The following is a 21,195-nucleotide window of genomic DNA, read 5'->3' on the forward strand; positions in this document are numbered from 1 at the left end:
ATAAGTAGATGAAATTAGTAATAGTAGAATCGCCGGCAAAGGCAAAAACGATAAATAAATATTTAGGTGATGAGTTTAAGGTCATTGCATCATTCGGTCATATTAGAGATTTACCTTCTAAAAAAGGCTCGGTGTTACCTGATGAAAATTTTGCAATGAAATATGGTATTTCCGATAAAGCCGGTAAATATGTAGATGCCTTAGTTAAAGATGCTAAAAAAGCTGATGCAGTATATCTTGCAACCGATCCTGATCGTGAGGGTGAATCTATCTCATGGCATGTTGCAGAGGTAATAAAAGAAAAGAATCAAGTTAAATCCGATGATTTTTTCAAAAGGGTAGCATTTAACGAAATCACTAAAAAAGCAATTATTCATGCCGTTGAAAACCCTAGGAAACTTGACACTAACTTAGTAAATGCCCAACAAGCAAGAAGAGCTTTAGACTATTTAGTCGGCTTTACCCTTTCACCTCTTTTATGGCGTAAGTTACCGGGATGTAAATCGGCAGGACGTGTGCAGTCCGTGGCTCTGCGATTAATATGTGAGCGAGAAGATGAAATAGAGCGTTTTAAGTCAGAAGAATATTGGGATATTAGCCTTAAAATGCAAAATAGTAATAACGAACTATTTACTGCTAAATTGACTCACGTAAACGATCAGAAGTTAGAAAAATTCTCAATTATTAACGAAAAAAACGCCAAAGATTTAACCGAAAAATTAAAATCTCAAAAATTTCATGTTGATAAGATAGAAAAAAAACAACAAAAACGTCAACCACAACCTCCTTTTATTACTTCATCACTACAACAAGAAGCAGCAAGAAAATTAGGTTTTAGTGCTAAAAAGACTATGCAAATAGCACAAAAACTTTATGAGGGTGTTGATATAGGTAAGGAAACTATAGGGCTTATTACTTATATGAGAACCGACGGCGTTACATTATCAAATGATGCAATAGCAGATATACGTAAGTTAATCGATAAAAGTTACGGCGATAAATATTTACCTACTAGCCCTAGAATTTATAAATCCAAAGTAAAAAATGCTCAAGAAGCTCATGAAGCAATAAGACCCACAAATATTACTTATACTCCTGATAGCTTAAAAGAAAAGCTAGAAAAGGATTATTATAAGCTTTATGAGTTGATTTGGAAAAGAACTATAGCCTGCCAAATGGAAAATGTTATAATGGATTTGGTAGTTGCAAATTTAGCTTCGGAAAATAAAGAATATTTGGCAAAAGCAAACGGATCGACTATAGCCTTTGACGGATTTTATAAGGTTTATCGTGAAAGTGTGGACGATGAAGCTGAAGAAGAAAATAAAATGCTGCCGCCTTTAAAAGAACAAGAGCCGCTTAAAACTAAAGAAGTTATTCCAAATCAACATTTTACCGAACCGCCTCCAAGATATTCAGAAGCAAGTTTAGTGAAAAAACTTGAAGAGCTTGGGATCGGTCGTCCTTCGACCTATGCTAGTATTTTATCGGTTTTACAAGATCGAAAATATGTTGCTCTTGAGAAAAAACGATTTATACCTGAAGAGCTTGGACGTTTGGTAACGGTATTTTTAGTCGGTTTCTTCAAAAAATACGTTGAATATGATTTTACTGCAGGACTTGAAAACGAATTAGACGAAATAGCAGCCGGCAAACTTGAATGGAAAGCTGCTTTAAATAATTTTTGGAGCGGTTTTAACCATAATATTGAATCAGTAAACGAGCAGAAAATAACCGAGATTATTAGCTATGTACAGAAAGCCCTTGATTATCACCTGTTCGGTGAGGATAAAGAATCTAAAGTTTGTCCTTCATGTAACACGGGCGAGCTTAGCTTGAAGCTTGGTAAGTTCGGAGCGTTTTTAGCATGTAGTAATTACCCTGAATGTACTTTTAGAAAATCTATTGTTAGCGGTAACGATAATAACGAGAATGAAGGCGAGCCTGCCGCTATGCCTAATGAGAATAAAGTTTTAGGTACGGATAAAGACGGAGTAGAAATATATCTGAAAAAAGGACCTTACGGACCTTATATTCAACTTGGCGAACAAGAAGGCAAAGTAAAGCCGAAACGTAGCCCTGTGCCTGCTAGCTTGAACCAAAATGATATTACACTTGATATAGCATTAAAGCTTCTAAGCTTACCGCTAAAAATAGGTATTCATAAAGATAGCGACGAGGAAATTATGATAGGATACGGTAAATTCGGTCCTTACATAAAATATATGGGTAAATTTATTTCGGTGCAAAAAAAATATGATTTTCTAAATTTAAGCTTAGATGATGCGATGAAGCTAATTGAAGAGAATAAAGCGAAATTAGAGAAGAAACAGGCGTAAATGGTTTCACCCCGTGACTTGGATCACAGGGTCTCAGGACACAGGCTGTGATACAAGATCCCGTGGTCAAGCCACGGGAGATGACAATTAATAAAATTACTTATTTATGACAAAAGTTATAACACGATTTGCTCCGTCACCGACCGGTATGTTACATGTCGGGAATATCAGGGCAGCATTGCTTAACTGGCTATATGCAAAGAAGCATAACGGACAGTTTATTTTAAGATTTGACGATACGGATTTAGAGCGTAGTAAACAGGAATATAAAGACGCTATCGAGGAAGATCTAAAATTTTTAAAAATTAATTGGGATCAGACATTTAATCAATTAAGTCGTTTAAGTAGATATGATGCAATCAAAAATCTATTACTAGACAAAAAAAGATTATATGCCTGCTATGAGACTCCTGAAGAGCTAGAATTAAAGCGTAAATTTCAATTATCTAAAGGTTTACCACCGATTTATGATCGAGCTAGCTTAAATCTAACTGAAGAGCAAGCAAAGAAATATATAGAACAAGGAAGAAAACCGCATTATAGATTTTTGGTAAATCATGAACCGATTAGCTGGCATGATATGATCAAAGGCGAAGTTAAATATGACGGCAAGGCTTTAAGCGACCCAATAGTGATAAGAGCAGACGGTAGTATGACCTATATGTTATGCTCAGTTATTGATGATATTGATTATGATATTACTCATATTATTAGGGGTGAAGATCACGTTAGCAATACCGCCATTCAAATTCAAATGTTTGAGGCTTTAAATACTACTCCTCCGACTTTTGGGCATTTAAGTTTAATAATCAATAAAGATGAGAAAATTTCTAAAAGAGTTGGAGGGTTTGAGATCGCAACTCTTAGAAAAGAAGTCGGAATCGAAGCTATGGCAATCGCTAGCTTTTTTAGTTTACTTGGTTCATCAGCACAAATCTTGCCTTATAAATCAATGGAGAAGCTAGCAAATCAATTTGAGATAAGTAGTTTCTCTAAAAGTCCAACTATCTATCAGCCGGAAGATTTAGAAAGATTAAATCATAAATTACTTATAAGTTTAGATTTTGATACAGTAAAAGAACGCCTTAAAGAAATAGATGCCGAGTATATTGATGAAAATTTTTGGTTATCGGTAAGCCCTAACTTGCAAAAATTACGTGATGTAAAAGATTGGTGGGAAATTTGCCATCAAGCTCCGAATGTAGAAAATCTAAATTTAGATAAGGAATATTTAAAGCAAGCAGCAGAATTATTACCGGAAGGTGAAATCACTAAAGATAGCTGGAGCATTTGGACTAAAGAAATAACAAATATAACAGGCAGGAAAGGTAAGGAGTTATTTTTACCTCTTCGCCTTGCTTTAACCGCCAGAGAATCAGGACCGGAAATCGCAGGCGTTTTACCTTTGATTGATAGAGAAGAGATAATAAAGCGTTTAACTAGTGCGTGACTCTCTCTAGTCATTCCCACGAAAGCGGGGATCCAGTAAAAATAATCTTATTGGTACAAAAATTGTATATTTGGTAAAATAAACATATAAAAACAAGTTTTTATATGTTTTATTAGATTCCCGCTTTCGCGGGAATGACATAGAAGCCATGCAACCCCTCGCAATGATGATTGAGTATGACAATATTTTAACTATAATACTCTTGTCATATATCATGTTAGTATTAATAGCACCGGCAAGCTCTGCGGTATCACCGTAAATATTTATCGGCAATAAGAGAAACTATACCTGCTGTTCCTGCTACTAAACCTTCCTACAGTTTCATAAGCTACATATCCTGCAGTTAGTCCTGCTTTTACTGTATTTTCTACACATTCGATAGAATCGGACGGCGAAATTAAAATTGCTCCTAAGGTAAAAGCACCGATAAGAACCGGAGGATTGTAATAAGCAAAAGTTGCAAGGCTTGCTACGGTTGCTTGAGCAAATGTAGATACAACAGAATAATTAGAGTTGTTCAAATCAGAAACAAAACCCTGAACGGAACATACAGTTTTTGCACCGTTTTCTATCACATTAATAGCATGTTCCGTTTAAGGTAGCATAACATTGTGAAAGCTGTCGCAGCTTTGGTAGCATTTTGAAAATGAATTGTAGTACTGTCAAAGTAACTAGATGTTTTTTTTGAAGTTTATGGCCCCGTATAGTTTTTTGTCATGATTTTTCCCCTTAAAATTAAATCGTGGTGCAACCATAACTTAACTGTTGGGTTGTGTCAATGGATATTATTAATAAAAAATTAATAATACTTTAAGATAAAAAGAAGGTTTAGCTGTTAAAAAACTTTTTGATTTTTAGCTTATCTTCTTTAGACAAAGTAGGCTTGAACCTGTATATATCTTTTTTATTAGCACTTTCAGGTCTAAATTGAAACTCGCCTTCAATTGTGTTGATTGTAACTATCTGATCAGGAGAACCCCATTTAGGAAAATCATATTTTTATAACTATGTCCCCGTTTCTAAGTCCAGATTTATAAGCGTTACTATTTTCGTCAATATTTTTTATTGTATAATTATTTATTAAAGCATCTCTATCAAAACCACAATCATATGCCCACATTATTATTTTCTCGATCGGCAGCATTTTAGCAACATTAGCTAAATCTATAGTTTTACCTTGTTCTATATATTCGTTTATCTCTTTATCTATGCCCTTTGGAACATAATTTTTAACTATTGTTTTAAATAATCGCTTGAAAATTCTTGTTCTTTTGAGGTTTTAAATAAATCAAGTATAACATTATCCAGCGATTTACTCTTATTATTCTCTTTAATGAAATTGTCCAAATAAAGTGCCAAAACAAATCCACGATAATATGGCAATCTTTGTACTGCATAATCTTGCCAATAATCTGTTTCGATTAAATTATTAGGTTCATTTATAATAGGTGATAAATAATAATTCTCAAAGAATTTATTAAATTCTTCTACAAATTCCTCAAGCGTTATAACACTGGAACGTAAGGCTAAAATCCTGCTATAATAATCGGTAAATCCCTCACTCCACCAATAATTTAATCGTTCTAAGTTATTACGTATTTTCTTCCCTGTCCAATTATGTAGATGTTCATGAGCAAGTAACGTTATATAATCCTGTTTGTCCAAACCTTGAGGAATAAATGCAGTAAAACTATGAGTTCAGCCCGTTCCGCCCATATGTCTAGGTTGATTCCCCTCGATTAAGCTTATTAGATAATAAGGAAAATCATTATCATGGAAAAATGTTCTTTGTCCCTTGATAATTTTATTTATATAAGAAGCTATTTCTTCATCTTTAAGATCAAATTGACCATGTAACGAAAGATATACAGGATTTTTTTGATCGACAATTTTGTAAACACGTAAATCACCCACTGCATAAACTGCACTATATAATTCAATCGGCATAGCTTTAAATTTCGCGCTTTTACCAAGACCATAATCTGATATTGTTTCCCAGCTATCAGGAATATTATTCCATTCAATGTTAAACGCTACTATATCATTTCCATTTAGATCACCGGGAGTAGCAAAAAGCCCATAACCCGGTGAATGAATTAAATTTTGTCTCATTATTGCTTTGTGGATATCACAAGGATTACCGGTTTTTTGATATATTTCGTAGCTTAAACGAATAATATTGATTTTTCCTGTATTTAAAATAGCTTCATTCGAGTCTTGATTTCTAAACTGTAATTTTCCAATAGGATATTCTAGCTTAACATTTTTGATTTGCTTGTAATATGTAGGCATTTGCCCATGCATAAGATAAATCTAAAACAACCTCACCACTCATATTGCCGATTATTTCCGTCTCAACTTTGATAGCTGAAACAGACGTAGTAGACAAAGGTGTTATTTTGTAATTTATCTGCCTATAAGTATTTGCGGATACTAGATTTGAAATTAGAATTATGAATATTATCAAAAAATTTTTTAGAAAGTACATTTTTAAAACTCATGGATTTTAGGGATTATTTAGAGTGTTGTGCGACTCTCGATACCATTCCTGCGTGGCATTGTTGCGTGGATACTGAGTCATCATTGCTTCGTCAATTATTTTATAATTGACGAAGCAATCTAGTTAAAAATTCTGATTTACAGAATTTTTATTATTTTTTATGGATTGCCACACCGCCTATATGGCTGCTCGCAATGACGATATCTATGTAGGCATGTATTCTATTTAATTATTACTTCCTAACCATTAGCCCATAAGCTTCTATGTCTTCAAGCCATTTAGCGTTTTCTATTAAATAGGATTCTTAAAATTCGGCAAGTGTAGGATCAAGGTTCGCTTGTTAAATTTTCATCTTCAATATGCTTCGCACGATCATCAACAAATACAATAAAACTAGCATTTAGCTCTTCAGAAAATTTTGATAAAGTACCACTTTTTGAGCGATTACCGGTTATAAATATACCTTTATAAAAAATAGCATCATCCTTTTGTCTTGAATTATAAATTGCTAATTTTTCATTATCTGAAAATTCGATACCCAGCTCTTTTAGTTCTTTATATCACCAATCTTGCATAGAAGGAATATTGCCGAATGCTCCCGTATTCATTTGTGTAAGACCATAAACCGGAAACTTTTCCTTGAGCTTGTTTATAACTTCTACCCACTCTTAATCAATTAATATTACTTTTCGCTGCAAACGCCAATTACTGATAATTTCCTCATAATTGTCATAACTACTTTTATTTTTCTTTATTCTATCAATTATTTGATTATAAGGCGGCTTCTTAAAAGTTTTTGATTTAGGAGTTATAAGCGTATCGTCAACATCAATGAATATAGATGCACGAGTAGGAGCATTTTTTATTATTAAATCATAAACTTTTTCGGCACTATCGGCAGTTTCAAAATCTTTCATATATACTCCGAAGTAAAATGAAGAGTAGTGATACGAAGTTTAACTTGGAAAAGAGTAATCGGTCTGTAAACCGAGGAGCGGAGCGTATATTAAACGTTCAGCATCCGAGGTCTTACAAAGACATTGTTGCTAATTTTTCAAGTGGGGCGAGTATCAAATTTAATATTAAGTTCTTCAGTTAAAATAGCCATTAATTCAAGCCCTGCTCTATTGGTCCATTCGCCTTGTTCATAAAAAAAATGATAAGGACCGCTAACCGGCGACGACAACCAAATTTCTTTGGCGGCACTTTGTTTATTTATTACATATACCCCTTTATCAGTATCAAGGTTTAATATATCGCCTTGTAAATCTACATCTATACTTGCTTCTTTATCCTGCTCTTCTATCTTTTCTGCTATATATGCAATTGTTGTCTCGGCTATTTTACTAAATTCACTATTATTCATGATAACATCCCTTAAGTAGATAAAAATATACGCAAATCAACTTCAAAAAGAGCAAGGAGTCTATAAGGCAAAGAGCAGAGCGTATACTTAATACATGAGCACCACAGCTCTTATAAGACGACGTAGCCAATTTTTGAAGTTCATCGAGTAGATGGTTTTTCAGGATCAATTGCCGGCTCAGGTACTTCAATCAAACTTTTTCGATAAGTTTCAACAAATCTATTATGATCATTAAGATTGTTAGAAAAATTATGCCCGCCTTTACCGTCAACTACAAAAAATAATGCATCCGTTTTAGCAGATTTTACCACTGCTTCTAAAGATTTTAACGACGGACAAGAAATCGGACCGGGTGGTAAACCTTTTATATAATAAGTATTATAGGGTAGTTCTTGCAATAAATCTTTTTTTGTTAAAGCTCTTGCTAATTTAAATTCTCCTTCAGTCACAGCATATATAGTAGTCGAATCGGCTTGTAGCTTCATATTTTTCTTTAAACGATTAATGAATACTGCTGCTATAATAGGCTTTTCTGCATTTGAGCCGGCTTCTTTTTCAATTATTGAAGCTAGCGTTAATACCTCAAGTCTAGTTTTTAATGGAGAATCCGGTGCAAGATTTTGCATTACTTTATCTAAATTAGCAGACATTAAATTTCTCATGTGATCAATTATCTGCTCTTTTTGATCACCGTAAGAAAAAAAATACGTGGAAGGCATTAAAAAACCTTCAGGTATTATCCCTTTTATTTCTCCAAGTAATCGACTTTCTGCATTAATTTTCCTTATAACCTCACTAACTACCGTGCCTTCCGGGACAATTATCTTGTGTATTATAGATTTACCACTTGCTAATATTCTTAAAGTTTGCAGAGGCGATATATTACGAGTAAACACATATTCACCACTTTTAAGAGGTCTTTTTATAGAATAAATTTTAGCAATTACCTTAAAAATTCTTGGATATTTGATTACTTCATTAGAATAAAGTTTTGTAACTATTTGATTTACGGATAATTTAGGTTCAATAATTATTGTTTTATTTTGAGTAAGATTACCCGGCACCAAAATATAAAATATACTAAAATTTAGCAAAGTAATAAATATAGTTAGAGATACTATAACTATAAAAAGTTTAGTTTTTAATAGGTTGTTTAACATAAACTATTATTTTTATAAGGCTTAAAAATATTGATAAAAAATTACCACGAAATATGGTTTTTTCTTGACATTTGAAATAACATATAGTAAAATTAACTCTTTGCTAAATTTAAATTATATAGTCTTTGCTAAATCAATCAATAGTTTTAATATTTGGTAATTAAAATTAGATGACTAATGAGCAACAAATTAATAACGCAAACCAATTTACTATAACAATAGTATACTCCTGTAAAATGAAAAGTTAGAATTTTTATTACAAACAAAAAATATAAATCTTTATTCATAGTTCATATTACTATACCAGCGTTAATACTGATTTTATAATGGGCATTATATATTATGATACAAGATCACAATACCGATCTAAAACACGAAGAACATACTGAAAGGTTAAAAGCTTTACAAAGTAAGTTAGGAAACTTATCCGGTTTCTTGACAACAATGCGTTCTGATAACAATGAGGAATACAAAAAAATTTCCAATGATTTAAAAATTTTAATGAAACAAATTAATACTATAAGAAAAAACATGGAAATATATTTTGTTATTATATTAATATTAATGTTTATTATAATTCAGAAAATGTTGTGGACCAACGGTTTCAAGTACTAATCTTTCTCTTTTAACAACTTTATTTTAGGTTCTAAGAACTCCTGTTTAATAATTTCTGCAGCTATATAAGAAGGTACAGCGTCATCTTGATCACTTGATACAAGTGAATTTTCCAAGCTAAGCCTGTGTTCACGTACTTTTTTTGTACGCCTAGCTAGCTTGCCTTTAAATTCATCGTGTCTAAAACTTGCTGAATTTAGCTGTAATCGGTTTGATTTAAATCCTAATTGCTGCAAAATTTTTTGGCTTTCTATTACCTGCTCATACGCTTTCTTAGAATTAAATAATAACTCTTGAAGCTTATTACTAATAAGATTAGCTTGGCAATTAAATTGGATAAATTCCGGAATTATTTCTTTATCGGCTATAATATTTATCAACGTGACATATTTTATTTTTATCAATAGCCTGATAATAAAAAAGCTTATAAGATTAACTTTATAAGCCACAATCATAGGAGTACCGGAAGCTGCTATCTCTAAAGTATTAGTACCGGATTTTGCTAAAGCTACATCCGCAACAGCATAAGTTTTAAGTCTCTCACTTGAAAATAAATAATTAAACTTAACATCTTCTAGAAATGGTTTTATTATTGCCTCATGAGCAGGATTTGCAAGAGTAAATATAACTTTAAGATTATTACAACTCTTGAATATTTCTTCAATAGAAGAAATAAAAACCGATAAATGCCTTAGAATCTCACCCTTTCTACTACCAAGAGTAACACACAAAACTCTCTCATTCTCATCTATTTTAAACTCTTCACGTAAAGCTATTTTATCACTATAAAACTCTTGCTCCATAATCGGATGACCTATATATCTACAATCAAGACCGACTTTAGTAAAATATGGAGGTTCAAACGGTAGTAAAGCAAATAAACAATCATAAATTTTAGCGTATTTTACTGCCCTACCCTCTTTATATGCCCAAACTGACGGTGCAACGATATGAATCATTTTCAGCTTTGGTAAAAGTTTCCTTACTCGCTTTGCCACACTATAAGTAAACCCTGGTGAATCTATGGTAATTAATAAATCAGCTTTACTATTTATTATATCCTCCACAGTTTTATCAATTAATTTTTTAAGCTTAAAAATATGAGGCAAAATTTCTACAAAACCCATTAAATTTATGGAAGTAATAGGAAATAAGCTTTTAAAGCTACCGGCTTCCTCCATATATTTGCCGCCAACACCAACAAACTGTACAGCATCATTCACAAAGCTTGATACAGGTGAATTGAGTTGTACTCCTGTATTGTTTTTTAAATGCTGAATTATACGACCACCTACAAAGTCTCCTGACACCTCACCAGCTATAAAGTAAATTTTTGTCATTAAAGATAGTTATTTTTTAAGGTTCTCAATTTCTGTTTGTAATCGCTCTATTTCTTTTACAGATACTTCAGTAATCTCATGTATTTCTTCTATCGAGTTTTTTTCATTAACATCTTTTTTGCTATTTTTATATTTTTTGTAACTTCACCTTCTTGTTTACCTTTTTTCCTCCCCTCCTCTATTCCTTTTGCCCATACCTTGTTCTCTACCTTTTTCTTCAGCAGAAACTATATAATCACGCTCTTTATAGCTTTTATTCATATAGGCACGATAAATTATTTGCTCTTTAGGAGTCATCTTAAGTATATCAAGACGTTTTGCTACTTTCTTCATATATGGTGATTTAAAATCTTTCTTAACGTCAGAATGTTTTACTACATATAGCCATTCATACAATTCATCTCTTATAACAGCATTAAATAATGGTACTGATATTACAACATATTCTGGAAATACATTATATAAATCAAATATTTTACCTCTCATATCTCCCAAAGAAAATTTCATAGGGTGTTTTTTATCAACTTCTCTAAAAATAGTCTTACCGTGATATAAAGGTGCTTTCATATTATCAAAAGGGAAATACATTAAATTAATATGAACTATTTTTTTATAGTAGAATAATCCTCGCTCTTAGAAAGACTATCAACTATTAATCTACTAGAATTAAAACAAGCTTTATGCATAAAAAGATTTGTATAGGATTTATCTATTTCTACTATATATTTATGCCCTTCTTCATCTTCCACAATGACATCTGCTACGCTAGATTTTAAGCTATCATTTTCTTTATTACTGCCACTTTCTAGTAGGGCTTTTATTTTAACAGAACTATAACCAGCATCTTTAAGAATAGCCGAAATAAATCCCTCGACTATTTCATAATCCCCTTTATCTTTTAATAAATATTTAATAGCGTAATCAAAACTTATTATAGTACTCATATCTTTTATCCTTAAATCATCTTAAATATATTGCAAAAAATGAAGACAGTATACGAAGATCAACTTCAAAAAGAGCAAGGAGTCCACAAGGCGAGGAACGCAGTGTATACTTAATACGTGAGTACCGAAGCTCTTGTAGGACGACGTAGCATTTTTGAAGTTGATCTTCGTATACATATTATTAAATTCCATTTTACGGTAACTCAAAGCTTCCGCAATATGCACTTTCAAGACCTTATCAACATTCTTAAGATCGGCAATCGTGCATGCTACTCTAAGTATTCGGTTATAAGCACGCATTGATAAACAAAATTTATTTGCCGCTTCATTCAGTAAATCTTTACCTTCATCCGCAGGCATAGCATAATCTATTAACAACTGCCCATCTAATCTGTTATTTGTTTTAATATTATAGCCCTCATATCTCTTTTCTTGAATTAAACGCACTTTCTCGACTCTTGCAGCTATATATTCAGATTCTTCCTCAGAGTTATCTACAATCAAGTCATAATTATAAACATTAATACTAGATACTTCTATATGCAAATCTATCCATAATAGGTCCCGATACTTTCATTTGATAGTCGCTAGCACATTTTGGAGCTTTCATACATTCTTTATAAGAATCGCCTCAATAACCGCATTTACAAGGATTCATAGCTGCTATTAACTGGAAATTTGCCGGATATTTTATATGAGCATTTGATCGTGAGATTAGTATTTCACCGTTTTCAATAGGCTGTCTTCATGCATCAATAACATGCTGTGGAAATTCAGGTAGTTCATCTAAAAATAATACTCCGTTATGAGCTAGCGTAATTTCCCCAGGCTTTACTTTTTTTCCGACACCGCCACCGACCATAGTGGCCAGTGAGCATGAATAATGTGGAGTTCTGCACGGCCTTGCTTTGGTAAGTTTACCGTCTAAAAATTTTCCTGCAATACTTGTAATCGTACTACATTCTAAAATTTCTTTTGTAGACATTTTAGGTAGTATACTGGGAAGACAGGCAGCAAGTCTTGATTTACCAGTCCCGGGAGGACCGAACATTAACAGATTATGCCACCTGATGCTGCAATTTCTGAAGCTCGTTTAGCAATTTTTTGACCTTTTATATCTTTAAAATCGGGATAATTTATCGGCTCATCTTGTAGCTTAGCTTCCGGAGGAGTTAAAACTTGTGAACCTTTAAAATGATTTACTAGTTCAATTAAATTACCTGCAACAAGTATATTATCATTACCCGACCAAACAACTTCCGAGCTGTTTTTACTTGAACAAATAAGAACTTTACCTCTAACAGAAGCCCCAATCGCTGCAGGCAAAGCACCACTTATCGGTAAGATTGAACCGTCTAATGATAGCTCTCCTATTATCAAATATTCCGCAATTTCAAGTTTAGGTAAAATATTCATTGCGGTAAGTATCGCACAAGCAATCGCAAGATTGAAGTGGCTTCCTTCTTTTACTAAATCTGCCGGAGCTAAATTTATTAAAATCTTTTTAGTAGGTAGTGCAAGCCCTATAGAAGATAACGCTGCTTTAACACGTTAGACTTGCTATATGCATTATCATGAAATTTTTCTTAAAATGCTATTTTGCTAGGTTGTAGATGTTATTGCATGGATACTACTAAATCATCATTGCGAGCAGACATAGGCTGCGTGGCAATCTCATGAAATAATAACAAACTCCTGAGATTACTTCGTCAATTACTGACGTAATTTCCTTGTAATGATGAAAAATAACAATCTTATCTCAACCATTGATCGAAAAAACATACTATAGAACAAACTTAGCTAAGTCAAGATTAGTTATTATTTTTGATAATTGATTTTCTACGAATTTATCATCGATAGTTATTTTTTTGCCTTTCATTTCGCTAGCTTCAAAGCTTATATCCTCAAGCAAATTCTCAAGTATAGTATGCAGCCTTCTAGCCCCTATATCTTCGACCTCTAAATTAACGGTGATCGCATAATCCGCTATCTTCTCAATAGCAGAAGCAGCAAATTCAAGACGCACGTCTTCAGTACCTATTAACGCCGAATATTGTTTTATTAAACTAGTTTCAGGCTCAAGCAATATTTTAATCATATCATCTTTGGTAAGCGAATTTAACTCTACTCTAATCGGTAACCTTCCTTGTAACTCCGGTAATAAATCAGAAGGTTTAGCAAGATGGAAAGCACCGGAAGCAATAAATAATATATGATCGGTTTTAACCGGTCCATATTTAGTATTAACCGTCGTGCCCTCTATCAAAGGTAGCAAATCTCTTTGCACTCCCTCTCTACTTATTTCGGTATTTTTTGCTCCGGAACTACCAGTTGAAGCTATTTTATCAATTTCGTCAATAAAAACTATACCGTCATTTTCAGCTAAATTTATAGCTTGCTGAATAATTTTTTCTTGGTCTATTAATTTTTCTGATTCTTCAGGTATAATAATAGCCATAGCATCTTTAACTAGCATTTTTTTTGTTTTAGTCTTACTGCTGCCAAGGGCTCGTCCAATCATATCGCCAAGATTAAGAACGCCCATAGATGCTCCCGGCACACCCGGTATTTCAAAACTTCCACCGCCGACAGGTGTAATATCAGCTACGCTAATTTCAATTTCCGTATCATCAAGTTCGCCGTTTAAAATTTTTTCTTTGAACTTTTCTCTAGTCTCACTACTAGAAGTTTTACCTACTAAACTATCTAATATTCTCTCTATCGCTTTTTCACGGGCATGAATATCTACTTTCGTTTTTGCTAAAGTTTTTTCAGTATTAACGGCTATTTCGACTAAATCACGAATTATTGATTCTACATCACGCCCTACATATCCGACTTCGGTAAATTTAGTTGCTTCAATTTTATAGAAAGGAGAATTAGTCAGCTTTGCAAGGCGTCTTGCTATTTCCGTTTTCCCGACACCAGTTGAACCAATCATTAAAATATTTTTCGGTACTATTTCATTACGTAAATTACCTTCTACTCTTTTACGACGACAACGATTTCTAAGTGCAATAGCAACGGCTTTTTTGGCCTTTTCTTGACCTACGATAAATCTATTAAGTTCATTCACTATTTGAGAAGGGGTAAGCCCCATAGGGTCTTTTTTATAAGTAGTTTTAGTAGCTTTCATACAACTTTTTCCATTATAATATTATGATTAGAAAATACACACAAATCTGCAGCTATATTCATAGATTTTAAAGCAATTTCTTCAGCAGTTAAATTATTCTCGTAAGACATTAGAGCGCGAGCGGCAGATAGTGCAAATAAACCGCCTGAACCTATTGCTGCAACATTATTTTCAGGCTCTACGACATCACCGTTACCGGTTAAAATTAATATATGACTACGATCAGCAACAATCATCATTGCTTCCAAACGTCTCAAATATTTATCGCTACGCCAATCTTTTGCAAGTTCAACTGCACTTCTAAGTAAATTATGCTTATGTTGCTCTATCTTTACTGCAAGTTTTTCAAATAACGCAAGACCGTCAGCTGTAGAACCCGCAAAACCGGCAATAATTTTATTATTTGCTATAGTCCGAAGTTTTCGTGCTGTAGATTTTAGTACGGTATTACCATGCGAGACTTGCCCATCTGCTGCTATAATTATTTCTTCGTTCTTTTTTAAACAAAGTATTGTTGTGCCATGTAAGGCTAAATTATCTGACATAATATAAAATTTATTGATATTAAGTTGTTAATTAAGTACTATTAGAATTACTGTTAAGTAGACGAATAAGACGAATAGACGAAGTTTAATTTGGAAAAGAGCAAGGAGTCTGTAAGCCGAGGAGCGGAGCGTATATTAATATGTGAGCATCCGAGGACTTACCAAAACGACGTAGCCAATTTTCCAAATTAAACGAGTATACTTGACTAATCCAATTTAATTAATTATTGTCCCTTGAATTTTCAAGGCTTAAACTTAAATAATGAATATATACGCAATATACATTAATTCCACACAAAAAAATAATAATTTTATTGTTATTGAAGAAGGCTTTTCATGGATAGCGGCTCTTTTAAGTATATTTTGGGCATTGTACCATAAAATGTGGTTAGTTGTTGCTGTTGCCGTAATAGCGAATACAATCGTTACGGCGATTAATATCGAAGAGTTAAAGTTTATATTTAAGATAGTCTTAATATTAGGCTTCGGCTTTTTTGCTTCAGATATTAGAGAAAATTATTTAAAAAGCAATAATTACCGACTAGAAGATATAATAATTGCCAACTCTAGAATTGAAGCTGAATTAAAATTTCTAAAACGTAGTATGCTTGTTTAACAGAAACGTGGTTTCATAAATATTAAATCGTCATTGCGAGCAGTCGTAGACTGCACGGCAATCCAGAAAAAAATTAAAGAAATGCTAATTTTAGCATTTCTTACTGGATTGCTTAGTCAAAACTTACATTTTTTACTCGCAATGACGGGAAATCAAGCCATGCAATAAAGCTTTTAACAGGAATAAAATGATGTATAACAAAGAAAATGTTTTTGCAAAAATCATAGGTAAAAATCTCCCGGCAGAAATAATTTGTGAAGACGAACAAATTTTAGCATTCAAAGATATGGCACCCGTAGCACCTGTACATATTATCGTTATACCTAAAAACGAATATATAGATTATGCCGATTTCATCTCTAAAGCTTCTATAGACGAAATAAAACATTTTTTTGCTAAACTTTCTGATATAGCAAATGAAGCGGGTTTAGATAAAGATGGTTATCGTTTAATAACTAATAAAGGTGAGAAATCAGGACAAACTATTTTTCATTTCCATTTCCATATTATCGGAGGTGAAAAACTCATCGGATTAATAAATAATGACTAAAAAATACAATATTGCAGTAATCGGAGCTACAGGAAATGTAGGGCGTGAAACTCTAAATATTCTAGCTGAGCGTAATTTCCCCATTAATAAAGTTTATGCTATAGCTTCAGATAGCTCTCTAGGACGGGAAGCAAGCTTTGGAGAAAAAATACTACAAATTAATAGTTTAAAAAGTTTACATTTTGACGATATCGATATTGCTTTTTTTTGTGCAGGTTCAGAAGTTTCAAAAGAATTTATACCAAAAGCTACTGCTAGTAATTGTGTAGTTATCGACAAATCCTCACTTTTTAGAGTTGATAATCAAGTGCCGTTAATTGTACCTGAGGTTAATTTATCAACACTTAAAGAGTTTAATACTAAAAATATCATAGCTAACCCTAACTGTATCGTCATTCCGCTTGCAGTAGCATTAAAACCGCTAGATAATGAAATAAAGATTAAAAGAGTAGTGATATCTACTTATCAATCAGTATCAGGAGCAGGTAAAGCAGGAATGGATGAACTCTACGACCAAACAAAATCTAAATATGTTTTTGGAGAGAATGATCCTAAGAAATTTCCAAAACAGATTGCATTTAATCTTTTTCCTCATATAGGTGATTTAAATAAAGATGGCTATACAAGTGAAGAAGCAAAAATTGCTTCTGAACTAAACAAAATTATAGGTAATCACTTTAAAACTAGCGTTACTTCTGTTAGAGTACCGGTATTTATCGGTCATTCTATATCGGTTAACATAGAATTTAACGACAAAATTGATGCCAAAGAAGTCGAAGAAATATTACAAGATGCCGATGGAATTGTTACAATTTCTAATAATAATTACCTTGCATATATCTCACCCGTTGAAGTGGTAGGCGAAGATGCCGTATATGTCTCCCGAATTAGAAATGACGTAAGTAGAGACAATACAATAAATCTATGGATCACATGTGATAACTTACGTAAAGGAGCAGCTTTAAACAGTGTTCAAATTGCTGAAGAATTAATTAATAATTATTTATAATATAACTAATATGGATAATAAAAATAATAATCTAAATAAAAAAAACCCGCTAGTAATAGCATTAGGCGAATGTAGAACAGCTTTTTGGATAGTCTTTTGGTTTGCTTTTGTAATCAACTTACTAATGTTAATTACTCCTCTTTACTCACTACAAGTTCTTGATAGAGTCCTTGGAAGCGGTAATCTACAAACATTATTATTTTTATCAATAATAATCGCATATATTTATTTTGTTTACGGATTATTACAAATTGCTCGTTCTTTTACACTTATAAAGGTAGGAGAATGGCTTGATAGAACAGTAGCTCCCGTCATTTTTGCTTCTTCAATTTCTGCAGCTGCAACACGAGCAAATATGGGTTCTAGCCAATTATTACGTGATTTTCAAGCCGTCAAAACATTCCTAACAAGTACAGGAATTAATACTTTATTCGATGCCCCTTGGAGCCTTATCTATATTGCGGTTATTTTTTCAATTCATCCATATATCGGTCTTATTACCGTTTTTGGTGCAATTATAATAGTTTCAACCGCTTTCTTTAACGCTGCAGCTACTAATAAAACACTCGGTGAAGCTACCGAATTTTCGATAAAAGGTATGACACAAGCCGATATTGCAAACAGAAATGCAGAAGCAATTGAAGCAATGGGAATGATGAAGAATGTTACAAAAAATTGGCATAAATTTAACATATTAGCACTTGATAAGCAATCGGTTGCTAGCTATCGTAACGGTGTTATTTCTAACTTTTCAAGGTTTATCCGTAATATAATGCAAATGGCTGTTACCGGAGTCGGTGCTTACATTGTTGTAAAATCTCACAGTGCAGATATGACTCCCGGTAATATGATTATGAGTTCTATCATAGTCGGTAGAGCTCTTGCTCCTTTCGATAATGCTATTGATTTATGGAAAAGTATGAGCAGTGCTATTAAATCATACAAAAACATTAATAATTTATTTAACACTTATTCTTCTAGAGACGAAACGATGCCAATTCCGAACGTTGATGGTCATCTTACTGTTGAAAATATTTATTATGCTCACCCTATACCGAAACATTTACCGCAACCTCCCGTACCGAAATATATCTTAAAAGGTGTTAGTTTTGCAGTACAACCGGGCGAAGTTTTAGCAATTATCGGTCCTTCGGCTACAGGAAAATCAACTTTAGCTAAAATCATAGTCGGGGTATGGAAAGAATTATCAGGTTCCGTACGTTTAGATAGTGCTGAAATTTATCGTTGGAATAGAGAAGATTTCGGTAGACATGTCGGCTATCTTCCTCAAGGAATAGAACTTTTTAGCGGTAGTATTAAACAAAATATAGCTAGAATGGAAGAAGATGCCGATCCACAAAAAGTTATTGAAGCAGCTAAAATAGCCGGAGCTCATGAAATGATATTAAGATTCCCTGACGGTTATGATTCTGATATCGGTCCTACAGGCTCTAATCTATCAGGTGGTCAAAGACAGCGTATCGGGCTTGCTAGAACTTTTTACGGTAATCCAAAACTCATCATTTTAGATGAGCCTAATGCTAATTTAGATGAGGCAGGTGAAATTGCCCTTGCAAGTGCCTTAAAACAAGCAAAACTTAAAGGAATAGCAGTTCTTGTAATTTCACATAGGCCATCCGTATTATCCGTTGTTGATAAAATTCTAATATTACAGGATGGAGCCGTTGCAGTTTACGGAACGGAAGAAGAGATTCAAAAACACTTTAAAACTTTAAAAAGCGGTACAATTCATATTAATAACTAAAGTGTCATATCGTGACTTGATTGGCATTGCTGCGTGGCTTCCAAATCATCATTGCGAACGAACGTTAGTAAGCGTGGCAATCTCATGAATTCTATCGAGATTGCTTCGTCAATTACTACGTCATGTCCTCGCAATGACGCAAAATACAAACAATGCTGACTAAATATAATAATGATTAAATATTATGCAGGACTTAAAACACAATAAACCTCAAATTATTCCGGAACAATTAAAACAATTATTGTCCTTAAGAGAAGATGCGCTAAACCTTAAAGGTCAAAGTTCTAAACGTAAAGCTTTAATAAATACTACATTAAAGAAAACCTCTCATGCTATAGAATTCTTATTAGTAAAACTTGATAGGTTTGTTAATTTTATTACCAAGAAAACTGATAAAGATCGTAATAACGTAGCCCAAGCTGCAAGATCACCTATACTTTTCGGTATTTATGTTGTGATCTTTTTAGTATTAATAGGCGGATTATGGTCGGCTCTTGCTCCGCTTGATAGTGGTGCTGTAGCTGTCGGTATCGTAATGCCAAGCACAAATAAAAAAACGATTCAACATCATGAAGGCGGAATAATCAATGCTATTTATGTGAAGCAAGGTGATAAAGTCAAAGAAGGCGATAAATTAATAGAGCTTGAAGAAACTAAAATAAAAAGCGAACATGAAAATATTCTTGGTCAATACCGTAATTTTTTAGCAACTGAAAATCGTTTAATTGCCGAACGTGATAATTTAGAACAAATCGAATTCTCTGATTTTCTAATGCAGGATATCAATTTACCGGAAGTAGCTAAAATAATTCATACGCAGGAAAATTTATTTAGATCTAGAAAAGAAGTATATAACTCAGAGAAAGATGCATTACATCAAAATATTGCTCAACTTGAGAAAAAAATTGAAGGTTTAGAAGCAAAAAAAGTTGCCACCTCCAAAACTGCTGAAGTTTATCAAGACCGTTTAAAAGCTTTAAGAACGTTAAAAGAAAAAGGCTTTGTACAAAAAGCAGCCTTATTAGACCAAGAGGCAAAAGTTGCCGCTTCAAAAAGCGATGTTGCAACAACTGAAGCTGAAATAGCAGGAATACGCCATGCTATTACCGAAACTCAAATTAAAATTATAAATCAACAAAATAAATACACTGAACGGACTTTAACAGAGCTTCGTGAAGCTCAAGTACAAACCGCATCTCTTAAAGAAAAATATAATGCCCTGACGGATTCGCTTAATCGTGTGATAATCAGATCACCTGTTGACGGTATAGTTAATAATTTAAAATATCATACAATAGGCGGTGTTATAAGTCACGGACAACCTATTATGGAAATTTCGCCAACTAATGACCCATTAATAATAGAAGCAAAGGTATCTCAAAAAAACATTGACTCAGTACATGAGGGATTAGTTGCAAAAATACGTTTCAGTGCATTTAAATCAAGAACAACTCCAATATTTACCGGTAAAGTAGTAAGCATATCTCCCGATATCGTACAAGATGAAAGACAGCACCCGGGACAACAGCAAGATAATTATTATGTTGCAAGAGTTGAAATCGATATGGATGAATTTAACAAAGTTGCTAAAGTTAAAAATCTTGAATTACACCCTGGTATGCAAGCTGAGGTACAAATCGTAACAGGTACTAGAACACTACTTAGATATTTACTTGATCCCGTTACTGATACGGCATTTAAAGCTTTCAGAGAAAAATAGATAATTTGAAAATTTTAAGTTAGATAACTTTACGGAACCTAAATATTTTGTAACAATATTTATTAAAAATTCTTAATCCTTTATTGACTTTGAATCAAAAGCAGTATAGCTTATTTTGTAATCTAATTAATATATAAAGT

The 21,195-nt window shown here is 33.0% G+C and carries 23 protein-coding genes and 2 pseudogenes; 9 read left to right on the forward strand and 16 right to left on the reverse strand.

All coding sequences use genetic code 11. From position 1 onward, the window contains the following. Nucleotides 1-8 precede the first annotated feature (8 nt). Nucleotides 9-2,339, forward strand: coding sequence for a type I DNA topoisomerase (gene topA, locus O6R16_RS03670; protein WP_499680047.1), 2,331 nt, complete (start codon nt 9-11; stop codon nt 2,337-2,339). 106 nt (nt 2,340-2,445) lie between these two features. Next, the gene (gene gltX, locus O6R16_RS03675; protein WP_499680048.1) at nt 2,446-3,789 is read left to right on the forward strand and encodes a glutamate--tRNA ligase; all 1,344 of its coding nucleotides are present in this window, start codon (nt 2,446-2,448) and stop codon (nt 3,787-3,789) included. A 263-nt stretch (nt 3,790-4,052) separates the two neighbouring features. On the opposite strand, the gene O6R16_RS03680 is transcribed toward gltX, so the two are convergent. The 8 genes from O6R16_RS03680 to mltG all read right to left on the reverse strand — a co-directional run bounded on the left by O6R16_RS03680 (nt 4,053) and on the right by mltG (nt 8,815). Further along, on the reverse strand, nt 4,053-4,364 hold the full coding sequence (locus O6R16_RS03680; protein ID WP_499680049.1) for a hypothetical protein: 312 nt from the start codon (nt 4,362-4,364) through the stop codon (nt 4,053-4,055). Nucleotides 4,365-4,780: 416 nt separating this feature from the next. After that, complete coding sequence (locus O6R16_RS03685) at nt 4,781-4,933, reverse strand: hypothetical protein (RefSeq protein ID WP_499680050.1); 153 nt, start codon at nt 4,931-4,933, stop codon at nt 4,781-4,783. A gap of 89 nt (nt 4,934-5,022) precedes the next feature. After that, nucleotides 5,023-5,454, reverse strand: coding sequence for a M61 family metallopeptidase (locus O6R16_RS03690; RefSeq protein WP_499680051.1), 432 nt, complete (start codon nt 5,452-5,454; stop codon nt 5,023-5,025). A 33-nt stretch (nt 5,455-5,487) separates the two neighbouring features. Continuing rightward, a complete protein-coding gene (locus O6R16_RS03695) occupies nt 5,488-6,081 on the reverse strand; it encodes a hypothetical protein (protein ID WP_499680052.1) in 594 nt (197 codons plus the stop codon). A 534-nt stretch (nt 6,082-6,615) separates the two neighbouring features. Next, on the reverse strand, nt 6,616-6,831 hold the full coding sequence (locus tag O6R16_RS03700) for a DUF2608 domain-containing protein (RefSeq protein WP_499680091.1): 216 nt from the start codon (nt 6,829-6,831) through the stop codon (nt 6,616-6,618). Between the two features lie 126 nt (nt 6,832-6,957). Further along, nucleotides 6,958-7,206 (reverse strand): hypothetical protein, encoded by a 249-nt coding sequence (locus O6R16_RS03705; protein WP_499680053.1) that lies wholly within the window; start codon nt 7,204-7,206, stop codon nt 6,958-6,960. 137 nt (nt 7,207-7,343) lie between these two features. Beyond that, complete coding sequence (gene cyaY, locus O6R16_RS03710; RefSeq protein WP_010977089.1) at nt 7,344-7,655, reverse strand: iron donor protein CyaY; 312 nt, start codon at nt 7,653-7,655, stop codon at nt 7,344-7,346. Nucleotides 7,656-7,795: 140 nt separating this feature from the next. Continuing rightward, complete coding sequence (mltG, locus tag O6R16_RS03715; protein ID WP_499680054.1) at nt 7,796-8,815, reverse strand: endolytic transglycosylase MltG; 1,020 nt, start codon at nt 8,813-8,815, stop codon at nt 7,796-7,798. 342 nt (nt 8,816-9,157) lie between these two features. On the opposite strand from mltG, the gene O6R16_RS03720 reads away from it, so the two are divergent. After that, on the forward strand, nt 9,158-9,430 hold the full coding sequence (locus O6R16_RS03720; protein WP_499680055.1) for a hypothetical protein: 273 nt from the start codon (nt 9,158-9,160) through the stop codon (nt 9,428-9,430). Here the strand turns inward: O6R16_RS03720 and lpxB are convergent. The 8 genes and pseudogenes from lpxB to hslV all read right to left on the reverse strand — a co-directional run bounded on the left by lpxB (nt 9,427) and on the right by hslV (nt 15,395). Continuing rightward, nucleotides 9,427-10,770: a lipid-A-disaccharide synthase gene (gene lpxB, locus O6R16_RS03725; protein ID WP_499680056.1), complete on the reverse strand. Its 1,344-nt coding sequence runs from the start codon at nt 10,768-10,770 to the stop codon at nt 9,427-9,429. The two genes, O6R16_RS03720 and lpxB, sit on opposite strands and share 4 nt — an antisense overlap. 9 nt (nt 10,771-10,779) lie before the next feature. After that, nucleotides 10,780-11,358, reverse strand: a pseudogene (locus O6R16_RS03730) (RpnC/YadD family protein). 14 nt (nt 11,359-11,372) lie between these two features. Then, nucleotides 11,373-11,714 (reverse strand): PD-(D/E)XK nuclease family transposase, encoded by a 342-nt coding sequence (locus O6R16_RS03735; protein ID WP_499680057.1) that lies wholly within the window; start codon nt 11,712-11,714, stop codon nt 11,373-11,375. Between the two features lie 21 nt (nt 11,715-11,735). Continuing rightward, nucleotides 11,736-12,260: a magnesium chelatase subunit ChlI family protein gene (locus tag O6R16_RS03740; RefSeq protein WP_499680058.1), complete on the reverse strand. Its 525-nt coding sequence runs from the start codon at nt 12,258-12,260 to the stop codon at nt 11,736-11,738. A gap of 85 nt (nt 12,261-12,345) precedes the next feature. Further along, a pseudogene (locus O6R16_RS03745) lies at nt 12,346-12,765 on the reverse strand (ATP-binding protein). Then, nucleotides 12,765-13,208: a magnesium chelatase domain-containing protein gene (locus O6R16_RS03750; protein ID WP_499680092.1), complete on the reverse strand. Its 444-nt coding sequence runs from the start codon at nt 13,206-13,208 to the stop codon at nt 12,765-12,767. The pseudogene O6R16_RS03745 and the gene O6R16_RS03750 overlap by 1 nt, the downstream one beginning before the upstream one ends. A gap of 289 nt (nt 13,209-13,497) precedes the next feature. Next, nucleotides 13,498-14,850, reverse strand: coding sequence for an ATP-dependent protease ATPase subunit HslU (gene hslU / locus O6R16_RS03755; RefSeq protein ID WP_499680059.1), 1,353 nt, complete (start codon nt 14,848-14,850; stop codon nt 13,498-13,500). Beyond that, the gene (gene hslV, locus O6R16_RS03760; RefSeq protein ID WP_014408447.1) at nt 14,847-15,395 is read right to left on the reverse strand and encodes an ATP-dependent protease subunit HslV; all 549 of its coding nucleotides are present in this window, start codon (nt 15,393-15,395) and stop codon (nt 14,847-14,849) included. The genes hslU and hslV overlap by 4 nt, the downstream gene beginning before the upstream one ends. A gap of 90 nt (nt 15,396-15,485) precedes the next feature. Between hslV and O6R16_RS03765 the strand changes: the two genes are divergently transcribed. The 6 genes from O6R16_RS03765 to O6R16_RS03790 all read left to right on the forward strand — a co-directional run bounded on the left by O6R16_RS03765 (nt 15,486) and on the right by O6R16_RS03790 (nt 21,055). Then, nucleotides 15,486-15,587: a palindromic element RPE5 domain-containing protein gene (locus tag O6R16_RS03765; protein ID WP_499680060.1), complete on the forward strand. Its 102-nt coding sequence runs from the start codon at nt 15,486-15,488 to the stop codon at nt 15,585-15,587. Nucleotides 15,588-15,657: 70 nt separating this feature from the next. Beyond that, on the forward strand, nt 15,658-16,011 hold the full coding sequence (locus O6R16_RS03770; protein WP_499680061.1) for a DUF2628 domain-containing protein: 354 nt from the start codon (nt 15,658-15,660) through the stop codon (nt 16,009-16,011). Between the two features lie 190 nt (nt 16,012-16,201). Further along, nucleotides 16,202-16,561 (forward strand): HIT domain-containing protein, encoded by a 360-nt coding sequence (locus tag O6R16_RS03775; RefSeq protein ID WP_499680093.1) that lies wholly within the window; start codon nt 16,202-16,204, stop codon nt 16,559-16,561. Next, nucleotides 16,554-17,570, forward strand: a complete 1,017-nt coding sequence (gene asd / locus O6R16_RS03780) for an aspartate-semialdehyde dehydrogenase (RefSeq protein WP_499680062.1) — start codon at nt 16,554-16,556, stop codon at nt 17,568-17,570. The genes O6R16_RS03775 and asd overlap by 8 nt, the downstream gene beginning before the upstream one ends. A 10-nt stretch (nt 17,571-17,580) precedes the next feature. After that, a complete protein-coding gene (locus tag O6R16_RS03785; RefSeq protein WP_499680063.1) occupies nt 17,581-19,335 on the forward strand; it encodes a type I secretion system permease/ATPase in 1,755 nt (584 codons plus the stop codon). A gap of 184 nt (nt 19,336-19,519) precedes the next feature. Further along, the gene (locus tag O6R16_RS03790; protein WP_499680064.1) at nt 19,520-21,055 is read left to right on the forward strand and encodes an HlyD family type I secretion periplasmic adaptor subunit; all 1,536 of its coding nucleotides are present in this window, start codon (nt 19,520-19,522) and stop codon (nt 21,053-21,055) included. Nucleotides 21,056-21,195: the final 140 nt, after the last annotated feature.

The sequence above is a fragment of the Candidatus Rickettsia tasmaniensis genome (genome assembly GCF_036857515.1).
In the GTDB taxonomy this organism is placed as follows: Bacteria; Pseudomonadota; Alphaproteobacteria; order Rickettsiales; family Rickettsiaceae; genus Rickettsia; species Rickettsia rickettsii.